The organism is Nocardioides ungokensis (assembly GCF_013466985.1).
GTDB lineage: Bacteria > Actinomycetota > Actinomycetes > Propionibacteriales > Nocardioidaceae > Nocardioides > Nocardioides ungokensis.
In genome coordinates, this window is record NZ_CP059164.1 from 3,390,870 (window position 1) to 3,416,714 (window position 25,845).

Sequence of the window (25,845 nt, forward strand, 5' to 3'; positions counted from 1 at the left end):
TGGACTCCGTCTCGACGCTGGCACAGCGTCGGGCGCGGTCGGGGGCCCACGGGCGGAATTTCCCCGATCGGCGGGACCCCCTCTGCACGTGGTGCGGCTGGGAGTGCGCCCGTCCGCACGCTCAGCCGCGCGACCCATGACGGTGAGGCATAATCGCCCGCGGGTCGGACAGCGGCCGGGTGAACTACACCGGGGTCATCCCGAGGTTCTCTCCGATTGCAGGTCCGACCCTCCGCCCCTGTAGCTCAGCTGGATAGAGCAAGAGCCTTCTAATCTCTAGGTCGCAGGTTCGAGTCCTGGGGGGCGCCCAGACCGTGCCGAGTGGAGACGCTCAGTCGGTGGCTGCCTCGACCACCCGGACACGGTCGGGCTCGAAGCCGTGCTTCATGCCCCACACGACGGCCTGCGAGCGCCGGGTCACGCCGATCTTGCGGTAGGCCGTGCGGATGTAGGTCTTCACCGAGTTGATCGACAGGTAGCTGCGCTCGGCGATCTCCTGGTTGCTCAGCCCCTGGGTGATCAGGGCCAGGACCTCCGCCTCGCGCTCGCTCAGGCCCCACTCGCGGCCCGGCCACATGCCGGTGGTCCGCTCGGAGCTGGCCTGCTCGGGGGGTACGACGACGCTCCCCGCCTGCACCTTCGTGAGGGCCTCGACGATCTCCTCGGCGCCCAGCCCCTTGGAGATGTAGCCCGCAGCGCCGTGCTCGATGGCCCGCTCCACGAGCTCGGGCTGGATGTTCCAGCTGAAGATCACGACCTTGGCGCCGCTGTCGCGCACCAGGTCCTCGAGGTCGACTCCGTCGCCCTGCACCTGCCCGAAGGTGTCGTAGAGGATCACGTCGACCTCGCTCATCACCGGCAGCCCCGAGTCGAGCTCCACCACGGTGACGGCGTCGAGGTGGGGTGCCAGCATCGCGGCCACGCCGGCGACGACGATCTCGTAGTCGTTGACGATCGCGAGCCGGATCGGAGAGCTCTGGTCGTGGGCCATGTCGAAAACTCTATTTCACCCGGGCGGAGGAAGCGATCCATTGTCCGGATTGCCTACGGTGTCATGCCACCCGCGAACGGGCGGCGCTCCCGACCCGAAGGACGCCAGTGCCCCACCACGAGACCCGGCCGGTGGTGCTGCGCCCCGACGAGCGCCTCGTCCCGGCCACCCTGGCCCTGGCCGCGGAGGCCGCCCGCGAGGCGGCCACCGACCTCCCCGGAGCAGCGATCGAGCTGGCCGGCAAGTGGGGAGACCGGCTGCCACTGCCCGGCCACGGCTCGACGCCCCTGTTGTGGGAGTGGTTGGCGTCGGTGGCGGCCGCCGACCTCTCCGTCGCGCGCGCGGCCGAGCCGCACCTCGACGCACTCGCGATCCTCGCGGAGTCGGGCGCCGCGCCGCCGCCGGCGGGGAGCAGCTGGGGCGTGTACGCCGCCGAGGGACCCGGCGTCCGGGTTGCTGCGACCCCGGACCACGACTCCTGGGTGCTCGAGGGGACCAAGCCGTGGTGCTCGCTGGGCGGGGTGGTCTCGCACGCACTCGTCACGGCATGGGTCGACGACACCCGCCGTGGCCTGTTCGCCGTGGACCTGCGCCACCCCGGCGTCCAGGCGCTGGACAACGCCTGGCACGCGCGTGGGCTGCGCGACATCGGCTCCGGCCCATTGCGCCTGGCGGGCGTACCTGCCACCGCCGTCGGCGACCCGGGCTGGTACCTGCGGCGAGACGGCTTCGCGTGGGGTGGCATGGGCGTGGCCGCGGTCTGGTACGGCGGCGCGGTGGGCGTCGCGCGTCGCCTGGTCCGGCAGGCCCGCGAGCGGACCCCGGACCAGGTCGCGCACCTCCACCTCGGGGTGGTCGACTCCGCACTCACCGTCGCCCGGCTGACCCTGCTCGACGCGGCGCAGCGGATCGACGGCGGTGAGGCTGCGGGCGACGCCGGCGCCCTGCTGGCGCTGCGGGTGCGCAACGTGGTCGCCGACAGCGTCGAGCGCGTGCTCGGAGCTGCCGACCACGCGCTCGGCCCGGGCCCCCTGGCGCTGGAGCCGGAGCACGCCGCCCGCGTCGCCGACCTGCGCCTCTACGTGCGCCAGCACCACGCCGAGCGGGACAGCGTCGCCCTCGGGCAGCAGCTGCTCGCCACCTGCCCGCCGGACGGAGCCCCCTGGTGACCGCCGCCTTCACCCACGACGGCGCCGGCACCGACGCCGAGCAGTGGCGCCACCATCCCTCCTGGGGTGCCGTCCCGGAGCTCGGGCTCCTCAACGGCGAGGTCCGGTGCACGCGACTCGTGGTGGTCGCGGCCCACCCCGACGACGAGAGCCTCGGCGCCGGCGGCCTGATCGCCACCGCCGCGGCCGCCGGGCTGGCGGTGTACGTCGTGCTGCTGACCGCCGGCGAGGCCTCTCACCCCGCCTCCCCCACCATGAGCCGGCACGCGCTCGCGACAAGGCGGCTCGCCGAGGCCGAGCGGGCACTGGGCATCCTCGGCCCGAGGCGCCGCTGGTCTTCCTCGGCGCGTCCGACGGGGCCGTGGCCGGGGTCGAGGCCGAAGTGACGGCCAGCCTGGTCGACCTGATCGGTGACGGCCGCGGCACGCTGCTGGCCGCGCCGTGGCGTCACGACGGCCACACCGACCACGAGGCCGCCGGCCGGGCCGCCGCGGCCGCCGCGCTGCGCACCGGAGCCCGCCTGGCGGAGTACCCCGTGTGGATGTGGCACCGGGACCGCCCCGACCAGGCCCCCTGGGCACAGATGCGGCGCGTGGACCTCTCTCCCCAGGTGACCCAGCGCAAGTGGCTCGCGATCCACGCCCACGCCACCCAGGTCCGCCCCTTGTCCTCCCAGCCGGAGGACGGCGTGATGCTGTCCGGGCGCATGCTGGCGCACTTCAACGCCCCGGTCGAGCACTTCGTCACCGAGGCGGCCCCCGAGGACGACGCCCTCGACGAGCTGCACCGGCGCGAGCTCGACCCCTGGGGCGTGGACGTCCGCTGGTACGAGGAGCGCAAGCGGCAGCTGACGCTGGCCGCCCTGCCCCGCCCGCGGTTCTCGCGCGGGCTCGAGATCGGCTGCTCGCGCGGCGCGCTGGCCGAGCAGCTCGCCGACCGCTGCGAGGAGCTGGTCGCGGTCGACCGGAGCCCGACGGCCGTGGCCCGGGCCCGGGCGCGGCTGGGTGACACCCCGGGGGTCCGGGTCGAGGAGCGCGACGTCCCCCGGGAGTGGCCCGAGGGACGTTTCGACCTCGTCGTGGTCTCCGAGATCGGCTACTTCCTCAGCCCCGGGAGCCTGGACGGCCTGATCGAGCGGATCAGCCGGAGCCTCGAGCCCGCCGGGACCGTCCTGCTCTGCCACTGGCGGCACCCGGTCAAGGGCTGGGTCCTCGACGGGCCGGACGTGCACGCACGGTTCCGGGAGAGCTCGCTGCCGCCGGAGATGGCGCACTACCAGGATCGCGACGTCGAGATCTCGGTGCTCTGCCCCCCGACGGCCTGGCCCGACCCCACCGCATGACGGCACCGCGCCCGGCGTACGAGCTCGTGCACGTGGTGGTCCCCGCCCACGACGAGGAGGACCTGCTGCCCGCCTGCCTCGCCTCGCTCAGCGGGGCGGTCGCGGAGCTGCGCGCGGCCCGTCCGCACGTGCAGACCCGGGTCACCGTCGTCGCGGACGCGTGCACCGACGGCTCGTCTGCGGTGGCCCGGCTCCTGGACGCAGACGTGCTCGAGGTCGGCGCCGGCAACGTCGGCCACGCCCGGCGCGCCGGGGTCCGGCGGGTCCTCGAGCTGGCGACCGGCATCGACCCGTCGCGCGTCTGGGTGGCCAGCACCGACGCGGACACCCGCGTGCCGGGTCACTGGCTGCTCGCCCAGCTCCGGCTCGCCGAGGCCGGCCACGCGATGGTGGTCGGCTCGGTCCACCCCGAGCGCCGGGGGCTGGACCCACGGTTGTGGCGTGCCTGGCTCGACCGCCACCCGGCGCGGGAGGGGCACCGGCACGTCCACGGGGCCAACCTCGGCCTCAGCCTCGACGCCTACCTGCAGGTGGGCGGCTTCCCGGCGGTCCCGCTGCACGAGGACGTCCTCCTGGTCGAGGCGGTACGCCGCAGCGGCCTGCCGTGGTGCGCGACCGACACCACGCGGGTGACCACCTCGGCGCGCCGGTCCGGGCGTCTCGTCGGTGGGTTCGCCGACTACCTCGACGGGCTGGATGACCCGGCGTCGGCCTCCTGAGCCACCGGAGTCCCACAGGTTCTCAAACGTGGGAAACGACACGCGCCCGAGGAATCCCGCTCCGGCACCGCCATCCGCTACAAAAGGAGACGGCCCCGCCAGGTATGAGTTGGCGGGGCCATTGCTTTCCCAGGAGCGCTCAGTCGGCGACGTACTCGTCGATCTCCCCGAGGATCTGCTTCTTCACGTCGTCGTCCGCGTACGACGCGTGCACGGCCGCCCGCGCCAGGTCCGCCAGCCCCGACTCGTCGAGCTCGAGCAGGTCGGCGGCGATCTCGTACTCGCGGTTCAGCTCGGTGCCGAACATCGGCGGGTCGTCGGAGTTGATCGTGATGGTGACCCCGGCGTCGCGGAAGGCGCGGATCGGGTGCTCGTCGAGGGTCGTCACCGCACGGGTGGCGATGTTGGACGACGGACACACCTCGAGCGGGATGCCGCGCTCGGCGAGGTGCACCAGCAGCTCGGGGTCCTGCGCCGAGGAGGTGCCGTGGCCGATCCGCTCGGCGCCGAGCAGGGTCAGCGCGTCCCACACGGTCTGCGGGCCGGTGGTCTCCCCCGCGTGCGGCAGGCTGCGCAGCCCGGCGGCACGGGCGGCGTCGAAGTGCGGCTGGAACTGCGGCCTGGGTACGCCGATCTCGGGGCCGCCGAGCCCGAAGCCGATGAGCCCCTCGGTGCGGTGCTCGAGGGCGTACTCGAGCGTCTTGTCGGCGGCGGGAAGGCCGCTCTCGCCCGGGATGTCGTAGATCCAGCGCAGCACCAGGCCGAAGTCGCGCTCCGCGGCCACCCGTGCGTCCTCGATGGCCTCGCTGTAGGCCTCGATCGCCATTCCCTTGCCCTCCTCGTGCGGCTGGACGGAGGTGTAGGGCGTGCAGGTCAGCTCGGCGTACCGGAGGTTCTGGCCGGTCGCCATCTCGCGGGCCACCTCGTAGGTGAGGTAGCGGATGTCCTCGGGCGTCTTGATCAGGTCGACGACCGCGAGGTAGACCTCGACGAAGTGCGCGAAGTCGCGGAACTCGTAGAAGCGGCGCAGCTCGTCGGGGTCGCTGGGCACGGTGCCCGGGTGCCGGGCGGCCAGCTCGCTGACGATGCGGGCCGACGCGGACCCGACGTGGTGGACGTGCAGCTCGGCCTTCGGCAGGCCGGCCACGAAGGCGGCGAGGGGGTGCTGGGTGCTCACCCGCCCGATGATGTCAGCGGTGGATCACGAAGTACCAAATGACGAGGGGTGGCAGCAGGCCCACCAGCAGCCACGGCGTCACGATCCGCAGGCCGTTGATGACGCGTACGCCGGCGACCGCCAGCAGCCCGACCACCCCGCCGATCGCCAGCAGCCCGGGCTCGGCACCGGCCCGGTCGGACGAGCCGGCGAGCAGGGAGAGCCCGGTCGCGAAGATGGTCGCGGTCGTCAGCAGCAGGGCAGACATCACCACCCGCTGGACCCGCTCCACCTCCATCCCACGAGCCTAGGCGCGCGCCTGTGCCCGCGGCGGCGTCACTGGACGGCGGACAGCAGGTTCTGGGCCAGCTCGTCGACCGTGCGGCCGTCCTGGAAGACCTTGCCGTTGACCAGGATCGTCGGGGTGCCCCGGACGCCGGCATCGGTGGCCGACTTGGTGGCCGACTCGACCCAGGCCTTCTGGGTCTCGTTCTCGATGCCCGACTTCACGGCGCTCTCCTTGGCCCCGGCCTCGACGGCCTTGTCCACCAGCCACTGGCTGTCGGGGTACGGGCCGGACTCGGCAGGCTGGTCGGCGTAGAGCAGGTCGTGGAACTTCTTGGCCACCTGCGGACCGGACGCGTCCAGGACGACCTTGAACGCCGAGGCCGCGGCCACCGAGTAGTCGGTCTGGAGCAGGTTGAACGGCCGGTACTCGACGTACACCTTGCCCTGGTCGGCGAGCGTGGCGAGCTGCGAGTGCGTGGCCTTCTCCAGCTCCCCGCAGTAGGGGCACAGGAAGTCCTCGTAGATCACCACGCTGTTCGGGGCGCTCTTGCTCCCGATGGTCACGCCGTAGCTCCCGCTGCCGGCGGGCGCCGCGGAGACGTTGGCGCTGGTGTCGCGGGCGCGGTTGATCAGGAAGCCGCCGGCGACGATGACCAGCATGGCGAGGACGACGCCCCCGATCATCAGCGTGGCGCGGCGCCGCTCCCGCCGCTGCTGCTCCTTGAGGGCGACAGCCGCTCGCTCGGCGCGCGTGTCACGGGCTGACTTGTTCGCCATGTTCAGAGTCCTTCAGCTGCGGGGTGGCACGGAAGAGGACGTTGTCCAGCGCGAGCCGGGTGCGTCCCACCACCACGACGTACACGGAGAGGAGCAGCAGCGCGACGTCACGCGCGATCTCCCAGGGGTACTGCGAGGCGGCGTTCGGGTCGTAGCCGCCGCCGCCGAAGCAGCCGCAGTCGATGGTGAGGCCCCGGGCCCAGACCGAGCCGATGCCGACGATGAACGCGAGGTACATCAGGGCCGAGACGACCGCAGCCCCGCGCGTCAGGATGCCGAGCACCAGGGTCACGCCCACCACGATCTCGACGACGGGCAGCAGCTGGCCGACCGTCGGCACGATCGCCGACGGCAGCAGCTGGTAGGCCCGGACCGCCTGCACGCTGGAGGCCGGGTCGGGCAGCTTGACGGCGCCCGCGACGATCCACACGACGCCGGTGACCAGTCGGGCGACGAGGCCGAACCACTCCTTCACACCCCCGACCCTAGGCGGACGGTCTGAACGACGCCTGAGAGCCCGGGGCGTCCGCGCAGTAGGGTGCCCTCGTGAACGAACGACTCGTCTGGATCGACTGCGAGATGACCGGGCTCGACCTGAAGGCCGACGCCCTCATCGAGGTCGCGGCACTGGTGACCGACTTCGACCTCAACGTCCTGGGTCAGGGCATCGACCTGATCATCAAGCCCCCGCCGAAGCCATCGAGCAGATGAACGACTTCGTGCGCACCATGCACGAGACCTCGGGGCTGCTCTCCGAGCTCGACCACGGCATCACGATGGCGGAGGCCGAGGAGCGGGTGCTGGCCTACATCAAGGAGCACTGCCCGGACAACAGCCGCCCCCCGCTGGCCGGCAACACGGTCGCGACCGACCGCGCGTTCCTCTCCCGGGACATGCCACAGCTCGAGTCGTTCCTCCACTACCGGATCGTCGACGTCTCCTCGATCAAGGAGCTGTCGCGCAGGTGGTTCCCCCGTGCGTACTTCCAGGCGCCGGCCAAGCGCGGCAACCACCGCGCCCTCGCCGACATCCAGGAGAGCATCGAGGAGCTGCGCTACTACCGGGAGGCGGTCTTCGTGCCCTCCCCCGGCCCGGAGACCGAGGCGGCCCGCGCGATCGCGGCTCGCCACGGTGGATCGCTGACCGGCCTGACCGGTGGCGAGCCCGATGCGGGGAATGGCGCGAAGGGCTAGTACACTTCTCACCGATCCCGGCCCTGCCGGGATCTGCCTTGGTGGGTATAGCTCAGCTGGTAGAGCGCTGCGTTGTGGTCGCAGATGTCGCGGGTTCAAGTCCCGTTACTCACCCCAGCCTGGACAGGCCCCTCCGGTTCGCCGGAGGGGCCTGTTCGCATTTTCCGGGCCCTACCGGGCGGCGAATTGTCTGACTATGGTCAGAGGATGAGCACGTCGCCGTACGCCACCCTGCGCCGCTTCAACCGCGCGTGGACCCAGCGCGTCGGGGCCCTGGACGATTCGTTCCTGGGCTCCGGCCGCCCGCTGGGGCCGGCGCGCCTGCTGTACGAGATCGGGTCGGAGGGGGCCGGGGTGCTCAGCCTCCGGCGCCGACTGGGACTCGACTCCGGCTACCTGAGCCGACTCCTCGGCCAGCTCGCCGACGAGGGACTGGTCGAGGTCGTCCCCGACCCCGGCGACCGCCGGCGGCGGCTGGCCACCCTCACGACACGAGGACGTCGTGAGTGGCAGACGCTCGAGGACAGGTCCGAGCGGCTGGCCCACGACCTGGTGGCGCCACTCTCGGAGTCGCAGCGGGCCCGTCTCGACGAGGCGCTGGCCACGGCCGAGCTGCTCGTGCGGGCGGCCACGCTGGAGCTGGAGTCGATCCCGGGCGACTCCCCCGAGGCCGTGGCCGCGGTGAGCGCCTACTTCGACGAGCTGGACCGCGGTTCCCGGGCGGCTTCGACCCGGGCGACGCCTGGACGCACGACGCCGAGGCCTTCGCCCCGCCGCACGGCGTCTTCGTTGCAGCGCGCGACGAGGAGCGGGTGGTGGGCTGCGGCGGCGTGCAGCGGCTCGACCCCGACACGGCAGAGATCAAGCGGATGTGGATCCACCCCGACTGGCGCGGCGCCGGCCTGGGCTCACGGTTGCTGCGCCACCTCGAGGAGCGCGCGGCCGGGCTCGGTCACCGGCGGGTCCGCCTCGACACCAACGGCACGCTCACCGAGGCGATCGGCATGTACGGGCGCGCCGGCTACCGCCCGACCGAGCGCTACAACGACAACCCGTACGCCCAGGCGTGGTTCGAGAAGGAGCTCGCCTGACGGACGCGGTGGTCAGCCCCAGTGACGGCGCATCAGCGTCGTGACCGCGAACGGGTCGCTCCCGGACTGCGCGGCCAGCACCCCGGCGCCCTCCGGCGAGCCGGTGAAGACCGCCTCGCCGCCACCCACCCAGTGCCGCCATGCCGTGGCGAACATGCCGGCCCGGCGCGCGTTGGCACCCAGGACGGTCGGGACGGCGTGCCAGGTCTCGGCCGTCGCCAGGGCGCGCCCCGAAGCGGCCGCGAGCGCTGCCCTGGTCGGCCACGGGCCCGGGGACACGACCCAGCGGGGCACGACGTAGCGGGGCGTGCCGAGCGGGCCCATGACCTCGTCCACGGCGACCGCGAAGGCAGCGGCCTCCTGCTCCCCCACCCCTCCGAGGACGCAGCGGTACTCCCCACCCGGCTCGACCTGCAGCCCCACCGCGCTCGAGCCGGCTGAGGTGAGGCCCGCTGCATGCAGCGCGTCCGCCACCGCGCACGCGACCTGCGCGACCGACGGTGGGGTCGAGGCGGCCGCCAGCACCCGCATCCCGCGGGCCTCCCGTTGCACGCGGAGCACGAACCAGGCGAGCGTCACCAGCACCAGCGCGAGACCCACGAACGCCGCGTGCCCGGCCACCAGCGCGCCCACCCCGAAGAGGCACCCGGTGCCGAGGAGCAGGGCCGGCCAGGGACGGTCCGCGAGCAACGAGTCGTCCCGGATCACGAGTGACGTCGGGCCGGCGACCACCGGGGCGGGCTCTCGGACCGACCCGACCCGCGACCGCTCCGCGGCGAGCACCCGGATGGCCGGCACGGCGGCGTCGACGTACTCCGTGCCCACCGCCCAGGCCTCCGCCGTCTCGTGGCGCCGCTGGCTGCGCACCACCATCTCGGCGTTGAGGGCGTCGAAGTCGGCCGTGCTCGGTGGCGCGAACGCGGAGAACCGCGAGTCGCAGTGGGCCACGCCGTCGGTGACCTCGCCGGTCTGGTCGAGGGCGAGGTAGCCCGCGTGCTTGCGAACCAGCCGGTCCCAGTCGTTGGCACCCCGGGGGTGGTCGTCGGCCACGCAGACGACGGTCCAGTTGACCGCCACCTTCTCCCGCCAGGAGGGGTCCACCCGCAGCGCCCTGCCCCGGGTCTGGGTGACCGCGGTGGTCGTGGTGACCGCGGTCAGGTCGACCAGGCCCGTCACGGCCGGCGCGTCCCAGCCCTCGCCGAGCAGGCCGCGGGTGCCGACCAGGACGCGGGTGCCGCCACTGGTCAGGAAGTCGGTCACCAGCCGCACCCACGCCCGGCTCGTCCACGGACCGACGAGGCGCGAGAGCCCGTCCGCCCCGGCACCGGCTCGACCACCAGGCGTCCGGCGAGGTCGGCCTCCGCGGCCCGCGGACGTGCGGCGACGAAGTCACGGAACGCCGCCAGGGTGGTCGCCGACGCGGCGACGGTCGACCCGGTGACCAGCATCGGGTCGAGGTCCGCGGTCTCCGGGTCGGCGACCAGGCCCGCCACCACCGCGACGGCCGATCCGGACTGGGCGTCCATCAGCCCGTCGAGGTCGGCGGGCAGCAAGGCCGAGGCCCGCTCGTGGTCGCAGAGCACCAGCATCCGCAACCGGTCCCCGAGCGTCGCGCTCTCGTGGGACACGATCGCAGTGGCCGCGACGGTCTTGGACTCCGACCTCGCCAGCACCCGGTCGACCACCGAGCGCCCCCGCCTGATCCCCCGCCGGGTCAGCACGTAGCCCACCGACGGCAACGCCTTCCGGACCGCCTCGACGACCGCGCCGTCAGCGGGGTCGTCCGAGACCGTCAGGCACCGGGTCAGCCAGTCGTCGACGAGCAGGACCCAGTCGTCCGAGGTCGGCGCCACCCGGTGCTCCTCGCCCAGGCGGGCGCCGGGCGGCAGCGCCAGCATGCCGGCGTGGTGGGCGCGCAGCGCGGCCCGCGCGAGGGCGGGCTCGGTGCGCAGCACGCTCAGCCAGGGCACTCCGGGGTCGGTGAACCGGGCATCGAGCCACGACAGGAACGGCGTCGAGCCGAACTCCGGGTCCATCAGGTCGGTGAGCAGCTCGGTGAAGCGGGCCGCCGACTCCGCCAGCCACGAGGACTCGGCCGCCGTCGGCGTCGTGAGCCACACCAGCTCGCTGAACGGCGCCAGGTCGCCCTCGCGGACCAGCGCCGGGATCGACGCGGCGTACGCGCAGCGCCCGAAGAGCTCCTCGACCAGCTCCGCCTGGTCCGCCGGCAGCGCCGCGGGCGGGGTCGCGGTGAGGCCCAGGACCAGCGCCTGGGGCAGGCGGTCGAGGAGCTCGGCCAGCAGCCGGCCCCACACCTCCAGCAGGTGGTGGCACTCGTCCAGGACCAGCAGCACGGGGCCGCAGCTCGACAGCTCCTCGACCAGCGCCCGCCCACCCGGGTGCAGGCGCGCGAGCAACGACCCCTCGAGCCCGTCGTCGTCGACCTCGGCGTCGGCGTCGAACACCGCGAGGGACTGGTAGGTCAGCGCGCTCACCGGCTCGTCGAGCACCCGGTCGGTCCCGACCTCCAGCCCCAGGGCGGACCCCTGCGCGGCCCACTGTCCCTGGATCGCCGTGTTGGGCCCGAAGGCCACCACGCGCGAGACCCGGCCGTCGGCCAGCATGGCGGTCGCCGTGCGCAGCCCCACCAGGGTCTTTCCGGCGCCGGGCGCCAGGGTGACCCACGCCCGGGTCGTCCCGCTCGCCCAGGCCCGGTCGAGCGCGGCCAGGGCCTCGGCCTGGTGGCGGCGCAGCGCGGGACCGTTCACGGGCGCCACCCTCGCACAGCCGCCCGCGGGGGCCGGAGGATCAGGCGGGGATGTGCCCGAAGTGGCCGCGCTGGAAGTCCTCGTAGGCCTTGAGCACCTCGGCCTTGGTGTTCATCACGAACGGGCCGGCCCAGGCCAGCGGCTCGCGGATCGGCCGGCCGCCGACCACGATCACGTCCAGCTTCGGCGACCGGCTCTCCTGGCTGCCGTCGGCCGTCACCGTCAGGTAGTCACCCGCACCGAAGACGGCCGACTGGCCGGTGTGCACGGGCGTGCCGTCGCCGACGGTGCCGTGGCCGTTGAGCACGTAGACCAGCGCGTTGAAGTCCACGTCCCACGGCAGGTCGAGGCGCGCTCCCGGCTCGAGCGTGGCGTGCACCAGCGACATCGGCGTGTACGTCGAGCCCGGTCCGGCGTGGCCGTCCACGGAGCCTGCGATGACCCGCACCAGCGAGCCCGCGTCGTACGACGTCAGCAGGGCGACCTCGCCGGAGCGCAGGTCCTGGTACTTCGGAGCGTTCATCTTGGCGTCGCGCGGCAGGTTCACCCAGAGCTGGATGCCGTGGAAGAGGCCACCCTTGTCGACGAGCCACTCCGGCGGCGCCTCGATGTGCAGCAGGCCGGAGCCGGCGGTCATCCACTGGGTGTCGCCGTTGGTGATGGTGCCCCCGCCACCGTGACTGTCCTGGTGGTCGAAGACTCCGTCGATGATGTAGGTGACGGTCTCGAAGCCGCGGTGCGGGTGCCAGGGGGTGCCCTTGGGCTCGCCGGGCGCGTACTCGACCTCGCCCATCTGGTCCATCATCACGAACGGGTCGAGGTGGGCCAGGTCGATGCCGGCGAACGCGCGCCGCACCGGGAAGCCCTCGCCCTCGTAGCCCTGTGGCGCCGTGGTCACCTGCCACACCGGGCGGGGCTGGTCGCCGAGACCGGGACGCCGCACGCGGTCCAGCACGGCCAGGTCGGGAACGGTGATTGCGGGCATCCGGCCCACCTCCTCTGCGATGCCGGGATCGGCACCACTCCTCAACGATAGTTGAAGATTGGATATTCCGCCTCAGTCCGGGCTCAGGTGACGATGGGCAGCCAGACCCGGAACGTGGTGCCCTCGCCGGGGTGCGACTCCAGCTCGATGCGGCCGCCGTGCTTCTCGACCACCGCCCGGGCGATCGATAGCCCCAGCCCGCTCCCCGGGATCGCCTGCTTCTGTGCCGTCGTGGAGCGGAAGAACCGGCTGAAGATGCGGCCACGCTCCTCCGGCGGGATGCCGATGCCGGTGTCGCTGACCTCGATCGTCGCGCCGTCGTCCGAGGTCGAGAGGCACAGCGCGACGCGGCCGCCGTCCGGGGTGAACTTGACCGCGTTGCTGACCAGGTTGACCACCACCCGCTCGATCATGTCCCGGTCGCCGAGGAACGGGACCGGCTCGTCCGGCAGCTCGAGGCGTACGTCGAGGCGTCGACCGTCCCAGGCGGGCGACACCACGTCGTACCCCTCCTGCACCAGCAGCCGCAGGTCGAGCGCCCGGCTGGCCAGCACCAGCCCGTCGTCCTCGACGCGGGAGAGGGTGAGCAGGTCGTCGATGAGGAGCAGGAGTCGGGAGCTGTTGGCGCTCACCCGGCGCAGCGCGTCGGCCTGCGCGGGGCTCACCGCGCCGAACTCGCCCTCCTCGAGCATCTCGAGGTAGCCGACGATGCTGGTGATCGGCGTGCGCAGCTCGTGGCTGACGCTGGAGACGAAGGACTCCTTGACCCGGTCGATCTCACGCAGCCGCTCCGCCGCCGTGCGCTCGGCCTCCAGCGCCTCGACCAGCACCTCCTGGGCCCGCACGCGCTCGGTGACGTCCTCGGAGGTGCTGACGTAGCCGGTGACGCGTCCCCGGTCATCGACCAGCTGGCTGAGCGTCATCGAGTGGTTGCGCTCCACGCCGTCCTTGCGGACGAACCTCATGTCGGTGCCGGCGTGCCGGGGCGCGGCCAGTGCCCGTGCGACCTCGGTGAAGTCGTCCCCCACCCCGAGCTCGTGGGCCTTCTCCTTCACGGCCTGGTCGGTGTGGAACAGCCGGGTCGTCTCGCCCATCACCTCCTCCGGTGCGTAGCCGAGGAGGCGCTGGGCTCCGGGGTTGAAGAGCGTGATCCGGCCCGCCTCGTCGGTCCCGATGATGGCCACACCGGTGGCGCCGTTGACGATGTTCTGCACCTTGTCGCGCTCGGCCGCGGCGAACCGGGCGTTGGCGAGCTGCTCCCCCGCGATCAGCATCATCGGCACCACCACCAGCGCACAGGCGATGCCGAAGAGCGCCAGCAGGATCGGCCGCGTGTCGACCGGCAGCCCGTACGTCGCGGGCACGTCGGCGAACGGGCCGAAGCCGAACGTCGTCAGCTGGATGGCGACGCCGAAGACCGCCACGGTCTGGGCCAGCGCCTCGTACGGACCGGCGCGCAGCGCGCCCCAGGCGAGCACCGGCAGCACCATGAACACCAGGCCCGGGAAGTCGTGGGGCAGGAAGACCAGCAGGCTGACGGTCACGATCAGGACCCACTGCACGACCCGCTCCACGATCGCGGCGGTCGGCTCATGGCCGCGCAGCTGCAGGAAGAAGGGCAGCACCGTGAGCAGCGAGCACAGCTGCGCCGTACCGACGGTGAGGGCGGTCAGCCACGGCGTGCCGAAGCCGGTCAGCGCTGCGGTGGCGAACGTCGCGACCCAGACCACGCAGGCCCCCAGCGCGGAGCCGCCCAGGAAGCGGGCCAGGTCGGCGTTGGTCATCAGCCGGGGCCGGCCCGGTCGACGGTCGGTGAGGATCCACCACACGACCCAGGTCTCGAGGCCGATCCCGACCGCGAGGCCGGCCGCGACCGTGGGCGGGCGGCCGCCGACCCAGATCGTGGCCAGCGCGACGAGGGCGGTCAGCACCGCGAGCTGCCGGGCGCGGCGCCGTGGGGAGAGCAGCAGGGCGGCGATCGCCGCACCGACCGGCCAGATCCCGATCCCCCGCCCTCCGGCCGGGGCCGCGTCGACGGCGGCCAGGCCGAGGACCGCGGTGGTGAGCATGAGGACGGTCACCCCGACGCGCGAGGACGTCGCCACGTCCACTCCTCTCCGCCCGGACGGCCCGCCTGCTCGAGCCCACGAGGCAGTGCCTCGGACAGGATCCAAACACCAACGGTCCGGCTGCGTCAGCAGCAACGCCGTTTTGGTCGCGGTCGCCGAGGGGCGGCTAGGTTGACGGGGTGACTTCGGCGAAGCAGCAATACGACGTGGTCGTCGTCGGTGGCGGGCACAACGGCCTGGCCTCCGCGGCCTACCTCGCCCGCGCAGGGCTCTCGGTCCTGGTCCTCGAACGCCTCGACCACACCGGCGGCGCGGCGGTCTCGGCGGCGGCTTTCCCGGGTCTGCCCGCGCGCCTGTCGCGCTACTCCTACCTGGTCTCGATGATGCCGACCCAGCTCGTCGAGGACCTCGACCTCGACCTCCGGCTGGCGTCACGCCCCACCGCGTCGTACACGCCGGTGACGCGCGACGGCAAGCCGCGCGGGCTGCTGGTGGAGCGTCCTGAGGGCGAGGCCACGCGGCGCTCGTTCGCGGAGCTGACCGGCGGCGACGGGGAGTACGACGCGTGGCGCGAGTTCTACGCCGACGTCGCCGGCCTCGCCGAGGTCGTGGCCCCCACGCTGCTCTCCCCGCTACCGACCGAGCGCGCCATCCGCGGCGAGGTCGACCCCGGGGTCTGGCGCGACTTCGTCACCACCCCGCTCGGGGCCACCATCGAGTCGCGCTTCCAGGACGACACCGTGCGCGGCGTCGTCGCCACGGACGCCCTGATCGGGACGTTCGCCTCGATGCACGACCCGTCGCTGGTGCAGAACCGCTGCTTCCTCTACCACCTGCTGGGCAACGGCACCGGCGAGTGGCGGATCCCCGTCGGCGGCATGGGTGCGGTGACCGACGCCCTGGCCCGGTCCGCCGTCCAGGCCGGCGCCGAGATCATCACCTCCGCCGGCGTGAGCGCCATCCGCGACTCCGGCGACGGGGCCGAGGTCACCTGGCACGACGGCGGGAAGTCGCACACCGTGTCGGGCCGCCACGTGCTGGCCAACGTCGCGCCCTGGGTGCTGGGGATCCTGCTCGGCAACGGCGCGGACCCGGACGGCAAGCCCGAGGGCGCCCAGCTCAAGATCAACGTCCTGCTCGAGCGCCTGCCGCAGCTGAAGTCCGGAGTGGACCCGGCCGTGGCCTTCGCCGGGACGCTCCACGTCGCCGAGGACTACAGCAACCTGGAGGCGGCGTACGCCGACGCCGCCGCGGGCCGGATGCCCGAGCGGCTGCCGGGCGAGGTCTACTGCCACTCGCTCACCGACCCCTCCATCCTCGGCGACGCCCCCGCGGGGACGCACACCCTCACCTACTTCGGCCTGCACACCCCGGCCTCGCTGTTCGCCCAGGACCCCGCGGCGACCAAGGAGCTCGCCGTCGCGCGGGCGATCGCCTCGATCGACGAGCACCTGGTGGAGCCGATCGAGTCGTGCGTCGCGCGGGACGCCGACGGCAAGCCGTGCATCGAGGCCAAGATCCCGCAGGACGTCGAGGCGGACCTCGCCATGCCCGGCGGCCACATCTTCCACGGGGACCTCGACTGGCCGTGGGCGTCGAACCGTGCCCGCCTGGAGACCCCCGCGCAGCAGTGGGGCGTGCAGACCGACGCCGACTCGGTGCTGCTCTGCGGCGCGGGATCGCGTCGCGGCGGCGCCGTCTCCGGGATCGGCGGGCACAACGCGGCCCAGGCCGTGCTCGCGTCGCGGTAGACCACCCTCGATTTTTCTCTGCCGCCACGCCGCTGCTAGAGTTTCTCTCGCTTCACCGCACGCGGCATTAGCTCAATTGGCAGAGCAGCTGACTCTTAATCAGCGGGTTCGGGGTTCGAGTCCCTGATGCCGTACCAACACCGAAGGCCAGGGCGCATCATGCGTCCTGGCCTTCGTCATTCCACGTGGTCTTGCCGCAGTTTGCGGTGCCGCAACCCCGATGCGACCGGGGGCCCTCCTGAGCCTTAGGATTCGCCGCCGGCGGAACACGGGGGGCGGTAGCCCAGACACGGACCGCTCGACCGGTGCGTGCGACCGCCGCGCCGTCACTTTCTCGCACGAGGAACACCATGCACAAGCGCACCCTCCTGGCCGCCCTGGCCGTCACCGCCTCCACCGTCGTCGGAGGCGCCGCCGCCTACGCGACCGTCAGCCCCGACGACGAGGCCACTCCGGTCATCGACGTGACCACCGTCGACAAGACCGGCGACGTGCACGAGATGAAGGCCGGCCGGGACCTGCCGAACCGGATCACGCACTCCGTGGGCATGAAGCAGGTCAGCTACAACGTCGACCGGACCGCCGAGACCCTCACCATCACCTACCCGATGAGCCGGATCCTCAACAACGACCGGTTCCACCAGCTGGTCGGCACGATCATCACCCCCGACAAGAAGATGTCGGACCCCAATGCGCCGTTCGTCGAGCTGATCTCCAGCGCGTCCAAGGTCACCGTCCGGGTCTTCAGCTACAACGGCGACACCGACTTCAAGCAGCACGTGTGCAAGCCGGCCTCCTCCTCCTCGGACACCAAGACCGACGCGGTCACCCAGACGGTGCCGTTCTCCTGCCTCGACGGGGTCCTGGACCACGGCTTCATGCGCTCCTTCGCGCTGCTGGAGCGCGCCCCCAAGGGCGACGACCTGTCCTTCGACCTCACCCCGTGGACGCGGGACCTGCCGCTGAGCCCGTACGTCGCCCCGACGGCCGGCACCCAGGGCTGACCCCGGACGGGACACCCTCGAAGGCCGGTCCACCAGGACCGGCCTTCGAGCATTTCAAGGGTGTTCGCAGATGTTTCCCGCGGACGCTCTTGGGACGTGCCTACGATGGCCGGGACCTTTGCGTCCCCCGGGGCGCACCATGGGAGGAGCCGGAGGGCTCGAGCGATGGGGCAGACACCCGAGTCAGGGCCGGCGGTCGGCCCCCAGGTCATCTTCGGCTTCGACACCACCGGCCGCTGCACGCTGTCGATCGGCACCGGCCTGAGCCCGCTGCACGTGCAGCCGGGCGAGCTGGTCGGCCAGAACCTGTTCGACGTCTACGCCGATGACCTCGACGGCCTCGCGGCGCTGCGCCGGGCGATCGACGGCGAGAGCCTCACCCTCGAGCGAGAGTTCATGGACAGGGTGCTCGCGATCTACTACGAGCCGTCCCGCGACGCCGAGGGCCGGGTGACCGGCGTCCTCGGCGTGACCACGGACGTGACCGAGCAGCGTCGGATCGAGCGCGAGGTGCACGAGGCCCGGCATCGGGCCACGCTGCTGGCCGACATCTCCGCTGCCCTGGCCCAGGAGACCCTCGACCCGGAGGCGATGCTCCGCCTGGTCGCCCGTTCGGTGGCCGAGCCGGTGGCCGACGCCGGCTCCGTGTGGCTGCGGTTCGACGCGGGCGGTGCGCTCGAGCCCCGGGCCCGCTGGTGCCGCGACGGCGTGCCCGAGCTCCTGGAGCGCGACGTCCCGGCCGACACCGCGGACGTGCGCGCCACCGAGCTGCGCCCGGCGGCCGGCCCCGACGGCACGACGTACGTGAGGGTGCCGCTTCGGTCCCGCGGGCTGCTGCTCGGGGTCGTCGACGTCGCACGCTCGCCGGAGCGAGGTGACTTCACGGACTCGGACCTCGACCTCGTGTCCGAGATCGCCCGACGGTGCGCACTCTCGCTGGACAACGCACGGCTGCTCGAGGCCCAGCGCGCGGCCCATGAGGAGCTCATCAAGTTCGAGGCGCTGGCAGACGCCTCGGACAACCTCGTCGCGATCAGCGACGTGGACGACCGGGTCGTGTACGTGAATCCCAAGGTGATCCGCTACGGGCTCGACGCCGTCGCCCGCGACGTCTGGCAGGTGGCCGCGGCCGTCGCGGGGGGCGACGCCACCGGAGCCATCCGGCACGGCCTGGAGTCGGAGGGGCGCTGGTCGGGGGACCTGCGCCTGACCCTCCCGGACCGCAGCGTGGTCGGCCAGCTCGACGCCTTCCGGCTGACCCATCCCGAGACCGGCGCCGACCTCGGGAGCGCGTGGATCGCCAAGGACGTCACCGAGCTGCGCACGACCGAGGCCGCGCTCCGCGAGGCGAACGCCGACCTCAAGCAGTTCAAGGCGCTGGTGGAGGCCTCGCCCGACTTCATCGCGATCGCCGCCCTCGACGGTTCCCTGAAGTACGTCAACCCGGGGGGTCGCGAGCTGATCGGCCTCGACCCGGACCTCGACGTCACGACGACCACGATCGTCGACTACCTGACCCCCGAGGGCATCAAGGCCTCGTTGGAGGTCGAGCAGCCCGCCGTGGTCGCCGACGGCCACTGGGAGGGCGAGTCCACCCTGCGCAACCACCGCGGCCCGGCCATCCCGGTGGCCATCGCCAGCTTCCTGATGCGCGACGTCGAGACGGGCGAGCCGTTCGCGCTGGCCACGGTCCAACGCGACATCACCGAGCGCCTCGCGGCCGAGAAGAGCCTGCGCGAGCTCATCGAGCAACGGCAGGCACTGCTGTCCAGGCTCGTCGACGCCCAGGACGCCGAGCGCACCCGGATCGCCGCCGACGTGCACGACGACCCCGTGCAGGCCCTCGCCGCGGTCGACCTCCGGCTCGGGTTGATGGCGCGCCGGCTGCGCGAGCGAGCCCCGGACCTCCTCGAGACCCTCGAGCCGCTGCAGGCGAGCGTCTCCGGCGCGACCGAGCGCCTGCGCTCGCTCCTCTTCGACCTCGAGCCACCCGACCTGCACGACGGGCTGACCGGGGCCCTGCGGCGGGCGGCGGAGGAGATCTTCGAGGGCACCGGGACCCGGTGGAGCGTCGACGGCGAGCGGGAGCCCGAGGTGCCCGACGCGGTCCGCGCCATCGCCTACCGGATCGCCAAGGAGATGCTCAACAACGCGCGCAAGCACGCGGACGCCCATCACGTGACCGTCGTCATCACCGGCCGCGACGGCGGCCTCGAGGTCTCGGTCACCGACGACGGGGTCGGCCTCGCCGAGCCGGTCCGGCAGACGCCGGGCCACCGGGGACTGTTCACCATGCAGGACCGCGCGGAGATCGCCGGCGGCTGGTGCACGCTCAGCACGCCCGCGAGCGGCGGCACGGTGGTGACGACCTGGCTGCCCGGCACGGCGCCCGTCGCCTGGTAGTGCACAGGCACTAGGTCATTCGGTACCACCGCACCGAGCACCGGATCCGGTCCCGAGGCAGGATGAAGACAACGCCGGCCGGCCCGTTCCCCCGTCGGGTCGGTCGGCGCCCCTCATCCTCTCGTCAGCGCATGACCCCTCGCGGCGTCGGGTACCTCCCACGCATGCTGACCCCCAAGGCACGCGGCTCGTTGAGCGAGCGCCTCCTCGAGGCCATCCGGGCGCGGCCCCGCGATCTGGCCGCCGTCGTCGGCGACGAGCCCGAGAGCGTGGACGACGAGCAGATCGCGCTGTGGGCCCTCTACGAGCTGCACCACCACGGCTTCGAGGACGTCGACGACGCCCTCGAGTGGCACCCCGACCTCCTCGCGCTCCGCCGGCGCCTCGAGGACGGGTTCGAGCGGCGGCTGCGGTCGCGGTGGCCCTCCCCCGGGCCAGGGTTCCGCACCGAGACCTTCGCCGAGGACTTCTTCGCGTTCGTCGAGGGCCACGACGGGGCCTCGCTGGCCGCACACGTCCAGCGCACGGCCGACGTCGAGCAGGTCCTCGACCTCTTCCGGCTGCGGTCGGTCTACCACCTCAAGGAGTCCGACAGCACGGCCTGGGCGGTCCCCCGGCTGCGGGCGCGGACCAAGGCCGCGCTCGTCGAGCTCCTGTACGACGAGTACGGCGCCGGCGACCCCGACCGGGTGCACGCGCACCTCTTCGCCCGGGGGCTCGAGGCGTGCGGGCTGAGCTCGGAGTACGGCGCGTACGTCGACGACGTGCCCGTGGAGGTGCTCGAGCAGAACAACGCCATGACGCTCTTCGGGCTGCACCGCCGGCTCCGAGGCGCGGCACTGGGCCACCTGGCGGCGTTCGAGGTCACCAGCTCGCTGCCGTCGAGACGGATGAGCCAGGGCATCGCCCGCCTCGGGCTCGCCCAGGAGATGGCCGACTACTACGACGAGCACGTGGAGGCCGACGCCGTCCACGAGCAGCTAGCCGTGCGCACCATCTGCGCGGGCCTGCTGGCGGAGGAGCCGCACCTGGCCGGCGACGTCTGGTTCGGGGCCTGGAGCTGCCTGGACCTCGAGGACCGCCTCGCTCGCAGGCTGCTCTCGGAGTGGGCGGCATGAGCGACCTCGACCACCCGGACGGCGTGATCTGCCCCGGCGGCCCGCTGCTGCTGCGCGGCGACCACGTGGTGACCGACGCCCAGGGTCGCCCGCACCGCACCACCCGGCCGGTGAGCGCCGTGTGCCGCTGCGGCAAGTCCTCTCGTCAGCCGTGGTGCGACGGGACCCACAAGGTGCTGCCGCCGCAGGCGCGACCCTAGAGCTGGTCCTCCGCCGGCCCGGCGCCGAGCGCGACCAGCACCCCGCGCTCGAAGGACCGCGTCTCCCGCACCTGCAGACGGGTCCGGCCGCAGGTCTCGTCCTCGAGCCTGCGGACCTGCTCCAGGGTGCCGAGCTGGAGCACCGCCGTCCCGGCGTCGAGCAGGTGACGGTCGGCGAGCCCCCAGCATCGGCGCGCGAGGTCGAGGCCGTCCTCGCCACCGTCGATGGCGAGCAGCGGGTCCTCCGGATAGCGACCCGTGTGGGCGCGCGGCACCCACGGCGGGTCGGCGATGATCACGGCGAAGCGCTCGTCCGGACCGAGCACGGCGTCCAGGGCACCCTCCCGCACCTCGACCAGGTCGGCGAGTCCGGCCCGCTCGGCATTCGCCCGGGTGTAGTCGCAGGCCACCGGGTCCAGGTCGACGCTCACCAGCGGCCGCGGCTCCTGGGCGATGGCCAGCAGGCCGATGTGGCCGGCGCCCGCACAGACCTCCAGGACCGGCCCGTCCGGTGCGCTGCGGATCAGCTCGGCAGCCCACCCGGACTGGGCGGTCGTCCACGCCCGCGGCTCCAGCACCCGGTCGTCGAAGTCGATGAGCAGGGAACCGAAGGTGGCGGTGCGCGGCACCCCGCGAAGCCGCGGCTCGTCCAGGCTGGTCACTCAGATCTCCTTCTCGGAGCGGTCGCCCGCCCAGTCGGTGTGGAAGGTGCCCTCGCGGTCGACGCGCTGATAGGTGTGCGCACCGAAGTCGTCGCGCAGGACCTGGATGAGCGCCGCGGGCAGGCGCTCGCGTCGCAGGCCGTCGAAGTAGGCCAGCGAGGAGGAGAACGCCGGGGTCGGGACCCCGGCCCGGGCCGCGAGGGCCACCACGCGCCGCCACGCACCGGCCCCCTCGTTGACCGCACCGGCGAAGTACTCCGCGGTCAGCAGCGTGGTCAGGTCCGGCTCCTCGGCGTACGCCTCACGGATCCGGTCGAGGAACTGGGCGCGGATGATGCACCCGCCCCGCCAGATGGTCGCCATGGCACCCAGGTCGACGCCCCACTCGTGCTCCCGGCTCCCAGCGGCCATCTGGTCGAAGCCCTGCGCATAGGCCACCACCTTCGAGGCGTAGAGCGCGGCGCGCACGTCGTCGACGAAGGCGGCGCGGTCGCCCAGGTCCACCGGCTCGGGATCAGTCGTGAACACCTGACGTGCCGCCGCGCGCTGCTCCGTGTGCCCCGACAGGCTGCGCGCGAACGTCGCCTCGGCGATCCCGGTGACCGGCACTCCCAGGTCCAGGGCGCTCTGCACCGTCCAGCGTCCGGTGCCCTTCTGCTCGGCCGCGTCCCGTACGACGTCGACGAACGGCGTCCCGTCGGGGTCGGTGTGCGTCAGCACGTCGGCGGTGATCTCGATCAGGAACGACTCGAGGTCCCCGTCGTTCCAGTCCCGGAAGACCCCGGCGATCTCCTCCGGCGAGAGTCCGGCCACGCTGCGGAGAAGGTCGTAGGACTCGGCGATCAGCTGCATGTCGGCGTACTCGATGCCGTTGTGCACCATCTTGACGAAGTGCCCGGCGCCGCCCGGCCCGACGTGGGTGCAACAGGGTGTGCCATCGACCTGCGCGGCGATGCCCTCGAGGATGGGCCCGAGGCGTTCGTAGGCCAGGTCGGAGCCGCCCACCATGATCGAGGGACCGTGCAGGGCTCCCTCCTCCCCCGGAGACACCGGCGCCGACGAAGTGCAGGCCGCGCTCGGCGAGTGCCTGCTCGCGGCGCACGGTGTCGACGAAGTGCGCGTTGCCGGCGTCGACGACGATGTCCCCCTGGTCGAGCAGCGGGACGAGCTCGTCGATGACCGCGTCGGTCGCCTCCCCGGCCTTGACCATCACGATGATCGCCCGCGGCCGCTCGATGGCGGCGACGAAGCCTGCCAGCGACTCCGAGCCGACGAAGTCACCCTCGGAGCCGAACTCCTCGATCAGCGCGGTCGTCCTCGAGGCTGTCCGGTTGTGCACGGCGATGCGGTGGCCGTGCCTGGCGATGTTGCGGGCCAGGTTGCGCCCCATCACCGCCAGCCCGGTCAGTCCGATGGTGGCGAGCTCCTCAGGCACACGCGGTCCTCTCGTCGGTGGCTCGGGCCTCTGGCGACAACCAGCTCGGGTGCGGGACATCCACCGGTTTGATCAGTCCCTCACCCGCGTCAGGGAGCAGGTGGCCGGCCCCTCGAGGAGCGCGCCGTCCTTGTCGAAGCGAGAGCCGTGCAGCGGGCAGTCCCAGCTGTGCTCGGCGTCGTTCCAGCGCAGCACCCCGCCGAGGTGGGGGCACACGGCCGGGACCCGGCGGACGACCCCGTCGACCGTGGAGACGCCGGTGGGCAGGCCGACATGGTCGAGGCGCACCTCGCCCTTGCCCTCGGCCGGCGCGCGGCCTCCGGGGCGCGTCAGCGGCGACAGCCAGCCGCGCGTCATCTCGAAACCGACCTCGGCGTTCAGCAGTGCGGCCTGGGGTACGCCGCGCAGCCACGCCGCCGACCAGCTGTCCAGGACGGCCGCCCACTCGGTGTGGCCGTCGAGCAGCCTGCTGCTCAGCGCCAGGGCCGCGGCGACGCCGTTGGTCATCCCCCACTTCGCGTAGCCCCCGGCGACCATGAGGTCGGACCGGCCGGGCACGAGCGGGCCGACGAACGGCAGGGCGTGACTTGTCACGTAGTCCTGGGCCGACCAGGTGTGGGTCAGCTCGGCACCCGGGAAGTGCTGCCTGGTCCAGGCGACCAGGTCGTCGATGCGGGCCCGGGGCGAGGACGCCCGGCCGGTGCCGTGCCCGTTGCCGCCGACCAGGAGCAGCGGCCCGTCCGGACCGGGCGCGTCTCGCAGGGAACGGGAGGGAGAGTCCGCCGAGAGGTACATCCCCGCGACGGTCGGCTCGGCACCGGCGAAAGCGAGACAGTAGGACCGCTCGGCGCTGGCGCGAGCGAAGAAGCCGCCCCGGTCGAGGATCGGCATGTTGGTCGCGACGACCACGGTGTGCGCCGTGGCCGTGCCGGTCTCGGCCGTCACGATGACCGGCCCGCGGCCGGTGACGCGGCGTACGCGCGCGCCCTCCACGAGGGTTCCGCCGTGCGACCGGAAGTCGGCAGCGAGCGCGCCCAGGAGCTCCATCGGGTCGAGCTGGTCTGGTCGGGGAGCAGCACCGCTCCCCTGGTCTCGAACGGCAGCTCTGGCGTGTCCACCCAGGTCACGGGCAGGCCGGCTCCCCGCGCGACGGCGAGCTCGTGCCGGGCAGCGCGCTCCCCGGTCGCGCTGGTCGCATGGGTGTACGCCGGCCGCTTCTGCAGCGCGACCCCGTGCTCCTCGCAGTACCGGTCGACCCACGCCTGGGCCTCGGTGTTCGCGCGGACGTACTGCTGGACCGCCGCCTCGGACTGGCGTCGCGCGAGCCGCGAGAGCTGGGTGCCCTGGAGCACGCTGACCTTGGCGGTGCTCCCGCCGGTGGTCCCGGCGCCGACCTCCCGGCCTCGACGACGGCCACGGACTTCCCGGCGCGGGCCAGCAGTAGCCCCGTGGTCAGCCCCGTGATGCCGGCCCCGATGACGAGCACGTCCCAGTGGCCCTCGACGACACCGCGCTCCGGCGCCTCCCGGGCTTGCCGGTCACGCCACAGCGAGGTCAGCGTCACTGCCCGTCCTCGCCACGACCGTGGTGGAGCCGGATCGCACGCCCCTTCTCGATGTCCTTGCGCTGCTTCTTCTCGGCCTTGTGGATCTTTCGCGAGTCCCGGGGCGGCAGCTGGATGGTCTCCTCCGCCGGGATGCCGGCCAGCAGCTCGCGGCCGCGCTCGAGCTCGGCGTCGAGCTCGGCGCCGAACAGCAGCGCGAGGTTGGTGATCCACAGCCACAGCAGGAAGACGATGACGCCGGCCAGCGAGCCGTAGGTCTTGTCGTAGGAGGAGAACTGCGAGACGTACAGCCCGAACGCCGCCGAGAGCAGCACCCACGCCACGATCGCGACGCCGGCGCCGACGCTGATCCAGCGGAAGCGCGGGTGGCGGACATTGGGGGTGGCCCAGTAGAGGATCGCCACGATCAGCGCGACGACCAGCAGGAGCACCGGCCACTTGGCGATGTCCCAGATCGTCACAGCCAGCGAGCCGACGCCGATGGCGTTGCCGACGGCCGTGGCAACCGGGCCCGAGACCACGAGGCTGACCAGCGTGATCGCGGCGAGCACCACCAGCAGTGCGGTGACCAGCAGCATCGCGGGGCGCAGCTTCCAGACGGGGCGGCCCTCGCCGATCTCGTACATCCGGTTCATGGCGCGTCCGAACGCACCGACGTAGCCCGAGGCGGACCAGAGCGCACCGAGGAGGCCGAGCACGAAGGCGAACCCGACGCCGGCGTTGCCGCTCAGGCTGATCAGGGTCGGCCTGAGGGTACTGGCCACGGAGCCGGCTCCGATGTCGCTGAGGATCTTCAGCAGCGTGTCGACCGAGTCCTGACCCTGCCCGACCAGCCCGACCAGCGACAGCAGGGCGATGGCAGCGGGAAACATCGCCAGGACGGCGTAGTAGGTCAGCGCCGCGGCCATGTCAGTGCACTCGTCCTTGGAGAACTCGCGCAGCGTCTTGCGCAGCACGTAGAACCACGAGCGCTTGGACAGCTTCATCGGGGAGGCCGGCCCACGCTCGTCGTCGAGCGTCTCCTGCTGCAGGCGCTCCTCGGTCGCTCGGTCCTCGGTCGTCCGGTCCTCGGTCGTCCGGTCATCGGCCGGGCGGTCATCGGCGGGGCGGCGGTCCTCGGCGGGCTCGCGAGTGTCCAGGTGTCGGGGGCTGCTCATGCC

23 protein-coding genes, 2 tRNA genes and 3 pseudogenes are annotated in these 25,845 nt (G+C 72.8%); 14 read left to right on the forward strand and 14 right to left on the reverse strand.

Annotated elements, in window-relative coordinates:
* Nucleotides 1-331: 331 nt before the first annotated feature.
* Entirely contained in the window at nucleotides 332-991 is a 660-nt protein-coding gene (locus H0S67_RS16695) for a response regulator transcription factor (protein WP_180933945.1), read from the reverse strand.
* Nucleotides 992-1,098: 107 nt separating this feature from the next.
* On the opposite strand from H0S67_RS16695, the gene H0S67_RS16700 reads away from it, so the two are divergent.
* The 4 genes from H0S67_RS16700 to H0S67_RS16715 are packed head-to-tail and all read left to right on the forward strand — an operon-like array spanning nucleotide 1,099 to nucleotide 4,221.
* Nucleotides 1,099-2,160: an acyl-CoA dehydrogenase family protein gene (locus H0S67_RS16700; protein WP_246354821.1), complete on the forward strand. Its 1,062-nt coding sequence runs from the start codon at nucleotides 1,099-1,101 to the stop codon at nucleotides 2,158-2,160.
* Nucleotides 2,157-2,546, forward strand: a complete 390-nt coding sequence (locus H0S67_RS16705; protein ID WP_180933946.1) for a PIG-L family deacetylase — start codon at nucleotides 2,157-2,159, stop codon at nucleotides 2,544-2,546. The genes H0S67_RS16700 and H0S67_RS16705 overlap by 4 nt, the downstream gene beginning before the upstream one ends.
* Nucleotides 2,543-3,502, forward strand: a complete 960-nt coding sequence (locus tag H0S67_RS16710; RefSeq protein WP_180933947.1) for an SAM-dependent methyltransferase — start codon at nucleotides 2,543-2,545, stop codon at nucleotides 3,500-3,502. Before H0S67_RS16705 ends, H0S67_RS16710 begins: the two co-directional genes overlap by 4 nt.
* Nucleotides 3,499-4,221, forward strand: a complete 723-nt coding sequence (locus H0S67_RS16715) for a glycosyltransferase family 2 protein (RefSeq protein WP_180933948.1) — start codon at nucleotides 3,499-3,501, stop codon at nucleotides 4,219-4,221. The genes H0S67_RS16710 and H0S67_RS16715 overlap by 4 nt, the downstream gene beginning before the upstream one ends.
* A gap of 139 nt (nucleotides 4,222-4,360) precedes the next feature.
* Here the strand turns inward: H0S67_RS16715 and H0S67_RS16720 are convergent, their stop codons facing one another.
* From H0S67_RS16720 to H0S67_RS16735, 4 genes are read right to left on the reverse strand one after another with little or no spacing between them, the layout of a single operon-like run.
* Nucleotides 4,361-5,398, reverse strand: coding sequence for an adenosine deaminase (locus H0S67_RS16720; protein WP_180933949.1), 1,038 nt, complete (start codon nucleotides 5,396-5,398; stop codon nucleotides 4,361-4,363).
* Between the two features lie 13 nt (nucleotides 5,399-5,411).
* The gene (locus H0S67_RS16725) at nucleotides 5,412-5,675 is read right to left on the reverse strand and encodes a transcriptional regulator (RefSeq protein WP_180933950.1); all 264 of its coding nucleotides are present in this window, start codon (nucleotides 5,673-5,675) and stop codon (nucleotides 5,412-5,414) included.
* 38 nt (nucleotides 5,676-5,713) lie between these two features.
* Nucleotides 5,714-6,442: a DsbA family protein gene (locus H0S67_RS16730; protein WP_180933951.1), complete on the reverse strand. Its 729-nt coding sequence runs from the start codon at nucleotides 6,440-6,442 to the stop codon at nucleotides 5,714-5,716.
* On the reverse strand, nucleotides 6,420-6,917 hold the full coding sequence (locus tag H0S67_RS16735; protein ID WP_180933952.1) for a MauE/DoxX family redox-associated membrane protein: 498 nt from the start codon (nucleotides 6,915-6,917) through the stop codon (nucleotides 6,420-6,422). Before H0S67_RS16735 ends, H0S67_RS16730 begins: the two co-directional genes overlap by 23 nt.
* Nucleotides 6,918-7,021: 104 nt before the next feature.
* Between H0S67_RS16735 and orn the strand changes: the two are divergent.
* From orn to H0S67_RS16750, 4 genes and pseudogenes are all read left to right on the forward strand, one after another.
* Nucleotides 7,022-7,635 (forward strand): annotated as a pseudogene (gene orn / locus H0S67_RS16740) (oligoribonuclease).
* Between the two features lie 41 nt (nucleotides 7,636-7,676).
* A tRNA-His gene (locus tag H0S67_RS16745) sits at nucleotides 7,677-7,752 on the forward strand.
* Between the two features lie 90 nt (nucleotides 7,753-7,842).
* Nucleotides 7,843-8,049: pseudogene (locus tag H0S67_RS25705) on the forward strand (MarR family transcriptional regulator); the annotation flags it as partial.
* A 92-nt stretch (nucleotides 8,050-8,141) separates the two neighbouring features.
* Nucleotides 8,142-8,726, forward strand: coding sequence for a GNAT family N-acetyltransferase (locus H0S67_RS16750; RefSeq protein ID WP_246354822.1), 585 nt, complete (start codon nucleotides 8,142-8,144; stop codon nucleotides 8,724-8,726).
* A 12-nt stretch (nucleotides 8,727-8,738) separates the two neighbouring features.
* Here H0S67_RS16750 and H0S67_RS25710 read toward each other — a convergent pair whose 3' ends face one another.
* The 4 genes from H0S67_RS25710 to H0S67_RS16765 form a co-directional block, all read right to left on the reverse strand.
* Nucleotides 8,739-9,986, reverse strand: coding sequence for a hypothetical protein (locus H0S67_RS25710; RefSeq protein WP_246354823.1), 1,248 nt, complete (start codon nucleotides 9,984-9,986; stop codon nucleotides 8,739-8,741).
* Nucleotides 9,983-11,494, reverse strand: coding sequence for a DEAD/DEAH box helicase family protein (locus H0S67_RS25715; RefSeq protein WP_246354824.1), 1,512 nt, complete (start codon nucleotides 11,492-11,494; stop codon nucleotides 9,983-9,985). Before H0S67_RS25715 ends, H0S67_RS25710 begins: the two co-directional genes overlap by 4 nt.
* 40 nt (nucleotides 11,495-11,534) lie before the next feature.
* Complete coding sequence (locus H0S67_RS16760; protein ID WP_180933953.1) at nucleotides 11,535-12,479, reverse strand: pirin family protein; 945 nt, start codon at nucleotides 12,477-12,479, stop codon at nucleotides 11,535-11,537.
* 83 nt (nucleotides 12,480-12,562) lie between these two features.
* On the reverse strand, nucleotides 12,563-14,584 hold the full coding sequence (locus H0S67_RS16765) for an ATP-binding protein (RefSeq protein ID WP_180933954.1): 2,022 nt from the start codon (nucleotides 14,582-14,584) through the stop codon (nucleotides 12,563-12,565).
* Nucleotides 14,585-14,727: 143 nt separating this feature from the next.
* On the opposite strand from H0S67_RS16765, the gene H0S67_RS16770 reads away from it, so the two are divergent.
* The 6 genes from H0S67_RS16770 to H0S67_RS16795 all read left to right on the forward strand — a co-directional run bounded on the left by H0S67_RS16770 (nucleotide 14,728) and on the right by H0S67_RS16795 (nucleotide 21,024).
* Nucleotides 14,728-16,299 carry a phytoene desaturase family protein gene (locus H0S67_RS16770; RefSeq protein ID WP_180933955.1) on the forward strand — a complete coding sequence of 524 codons (1,572 nt, stop codon included), beginning with the start codon at nucleotides 14,728-14,730 and terminating at the stop codon, nucleotides 16,297-16,299.
* Between the two features lie 61 nt (nucleotides 16,300-16,360).
* Nucleotides 16,361-16,436: transfer RNA gene (locus H0S67_RS16775), tRNA-Lys, on the forward strand.
* A 213-nt stretch (nucleotides 16,437-16,649) separates the two neighbouring features.
* The gene (locus H0S67_RS16780; RefSeq protein WP_180933956.1) at nucleotides 16,650-17,303 is read left to right on the forward strand and encodes a hypothetical protein; all 654 of its coding nucleotides are present in this window, start codon (nucleotides 16,650-16,652) and stop codon (nucleotides 17,301-17,303) included.
* Nucleotides 17,304-17,468: 165 nt separating this feature from the next.
* Nucleotides 17,469-19,706 (forward strand): PAS domain S-box protein, encoded by a 2,238-nt coding sequence (locus H0S67_RS16785; protein ID WP_180933957.1) that lies wholly within the window; start codon nucleotides 17,469-17,471, stop codon nucleotides 19,704-19,706.
* 164 nt (nucleotides 19,707-19,870) lie between these two features.
* Entirely contained in the window at nucleotides 19,871-20,824 is a 954-nt protein-coding gene (locus tag H0S67_RS16790) for an iron-containing redox enzyme family protein (RefSeq protein WP_180933958.1), read from the forward strand.
* Nucleotides 20,821-21,024, forward strand: a complete 204-nt coding sequence (locus H0S67_RS16795) for a CDGSH iron-sulfur domain-containing protein (protein WP_180933959.1) — start codon at nucleotides 20,821-20,823, stop codon at nucleotides 21,022-21,024. The genes H0S67_RS16790 and H0S67_RS16795 overlap by 4 nt, the downstream gene beginning before the upstream one ends.
* Here the strand turns inward: H0S67_RS16795 and H0S67_RS16800 are convergent.
* The 5 genes and pseudogenes from H0S67_RS16800 to H0S67_RS16815 all read right to left on the reverse strand — a co-directional run bounded on the left by H0S67_RS16800 (nucleotide 21,021) and on the right by H0S67_RS16815 (nucleotide 25,842).
* A complete protein-coding gene (locus tag H0S67_RS16800; protein WP_246354825.1) occupies nucleotides 21,021-21,686 on the reverse strand; it encodes an RsmD family RNA methyltransferase in 666 nt (221 codons plus the stop codon). The genes H0S67_RS16795 and H0S67_RS16800 overlap by 4 nt on opposite strands.
* Nucleotides 21,687-23,076 (reverse strand): annotated as a pseudogene (gene gndA / locus H0S67_RS16805) (NADP-dependent phosphogluconate dehydrogenase). It abuts the gene before it with no gap.
* Nucleotides 23,077-23,193: 117 nt separating this feature from the next.
* Nucleotides 23,194-24,243: an FAD-dependent oxidoreductase gene (locus H0S67_RS16810; RefSeq protein ID WP_425489941.1), complete on the reverse strand. Its 1,050-nt coding sequence runs from the start codon at nucleotides 24,241-24,243 to the stop codon at nucleotides 23,194-23,196.
* Between the two features lies 1 nt (nucleotide 24,244).
* Nucleotides 24,245-24,685, reverse strand: coding sequence for an FAD-dependent oxidoreductase (locus H0S67_RS28360; RefSeq protein WP_425489828.1), 441 nt, complete (start codon nucleotides 24,683-24,685; stop codon nucleotides 24,245-24,247).
* Nucleotides 24,682-25,842 carry a YihY/virulence factor BrkB family protein gene (locus H0S67_RS16815; RefSeq protein ID WP_180933960.1) on the reverse strand — a complete coding sequence of 387 codons (1,161 nt, stop codon included), beginning with the start codon at nucleotides 25,840-25,842 and terminating at the stop codon, nucleotides 24,682-24,684. Before H0S67_RS16815 ends, H0S67_RS28360 begins: the two co-directional genes overlap by 4 nt.
* Nucleotides 25,843-25,845 lie beyond the last annotated feature (3 nt).

Coding starts and splice junctions, on each gene's coding strand:
- H0S67_RS16815 (WP_180933960.1), bottom strand. CDS start 25,842: ATGAGCAGCCCCCGACACCTGGACACTCGCGAGCCCGCCGAGGACCGC.
- H0S67_RS16715 (WP_180933948.1), top strand. CDS start 3,499: ATGACGGCACCGCGCCCGGCGTACGAGCTCGTGCACGTGGTGGTCCCC.
- H0S67_RS16780 (WP_180933956.1), top strand. CDS start 16,650: ATGCACAAGCGCACCCTCCTGGCCGCCCTGGCCGTCACCGCCTCCACC.
- H0S67_RS16730 (WP_180933951.1), bottom strand. CDS start 6,442: ATGGCGAACAAGTCAGCCCGTGACACGCGCGCCGAGCGAGCGGCTGTC.
- H0S67_RS16695 (WP_180933945.1), bottom strand. CDS start 991: ATGGCCCACGACCAGAGCTCTCCGATCCGGCTCGCGATCGTCAACGAC.
- H0S67_RS16725 (WP_180933950.1), bottom strand. CDS start 5,675: ATGGAGGTGGAGCGGGTCCAGCGGGTGGTGATGTCTGCCCTGCTGCTG.
- H0S67_RS16795 (WP_180933959.1), top strand. CDS start 20,821: ATGAGCGACCTCGACCACCCGGACGGCGTGATCTGCCCCGGCGGCCCG.
- H0S67_RS16790 (WP_180933958.1), top strand. CDS start 19,871: ATGCTGACCCCCAAGGCACGCGGCTCGTTGAGCGAGCGCCTCCTCGAG.
- H0S67_RS16785 (WP_180933957.1), top strand. CDS start 17,469: ATGGGGCAGACACCCGAGTCAGGGCCGGCGGTCGGCCCCCAGGTCATC.
- H0S67_RS16760 (WP_180933953.1), bottom strand. CDS start 12,479: ATGCCCGCAATCACCGTTCCCGACCTGGCCGTGCTGGACCGCGTGCGG.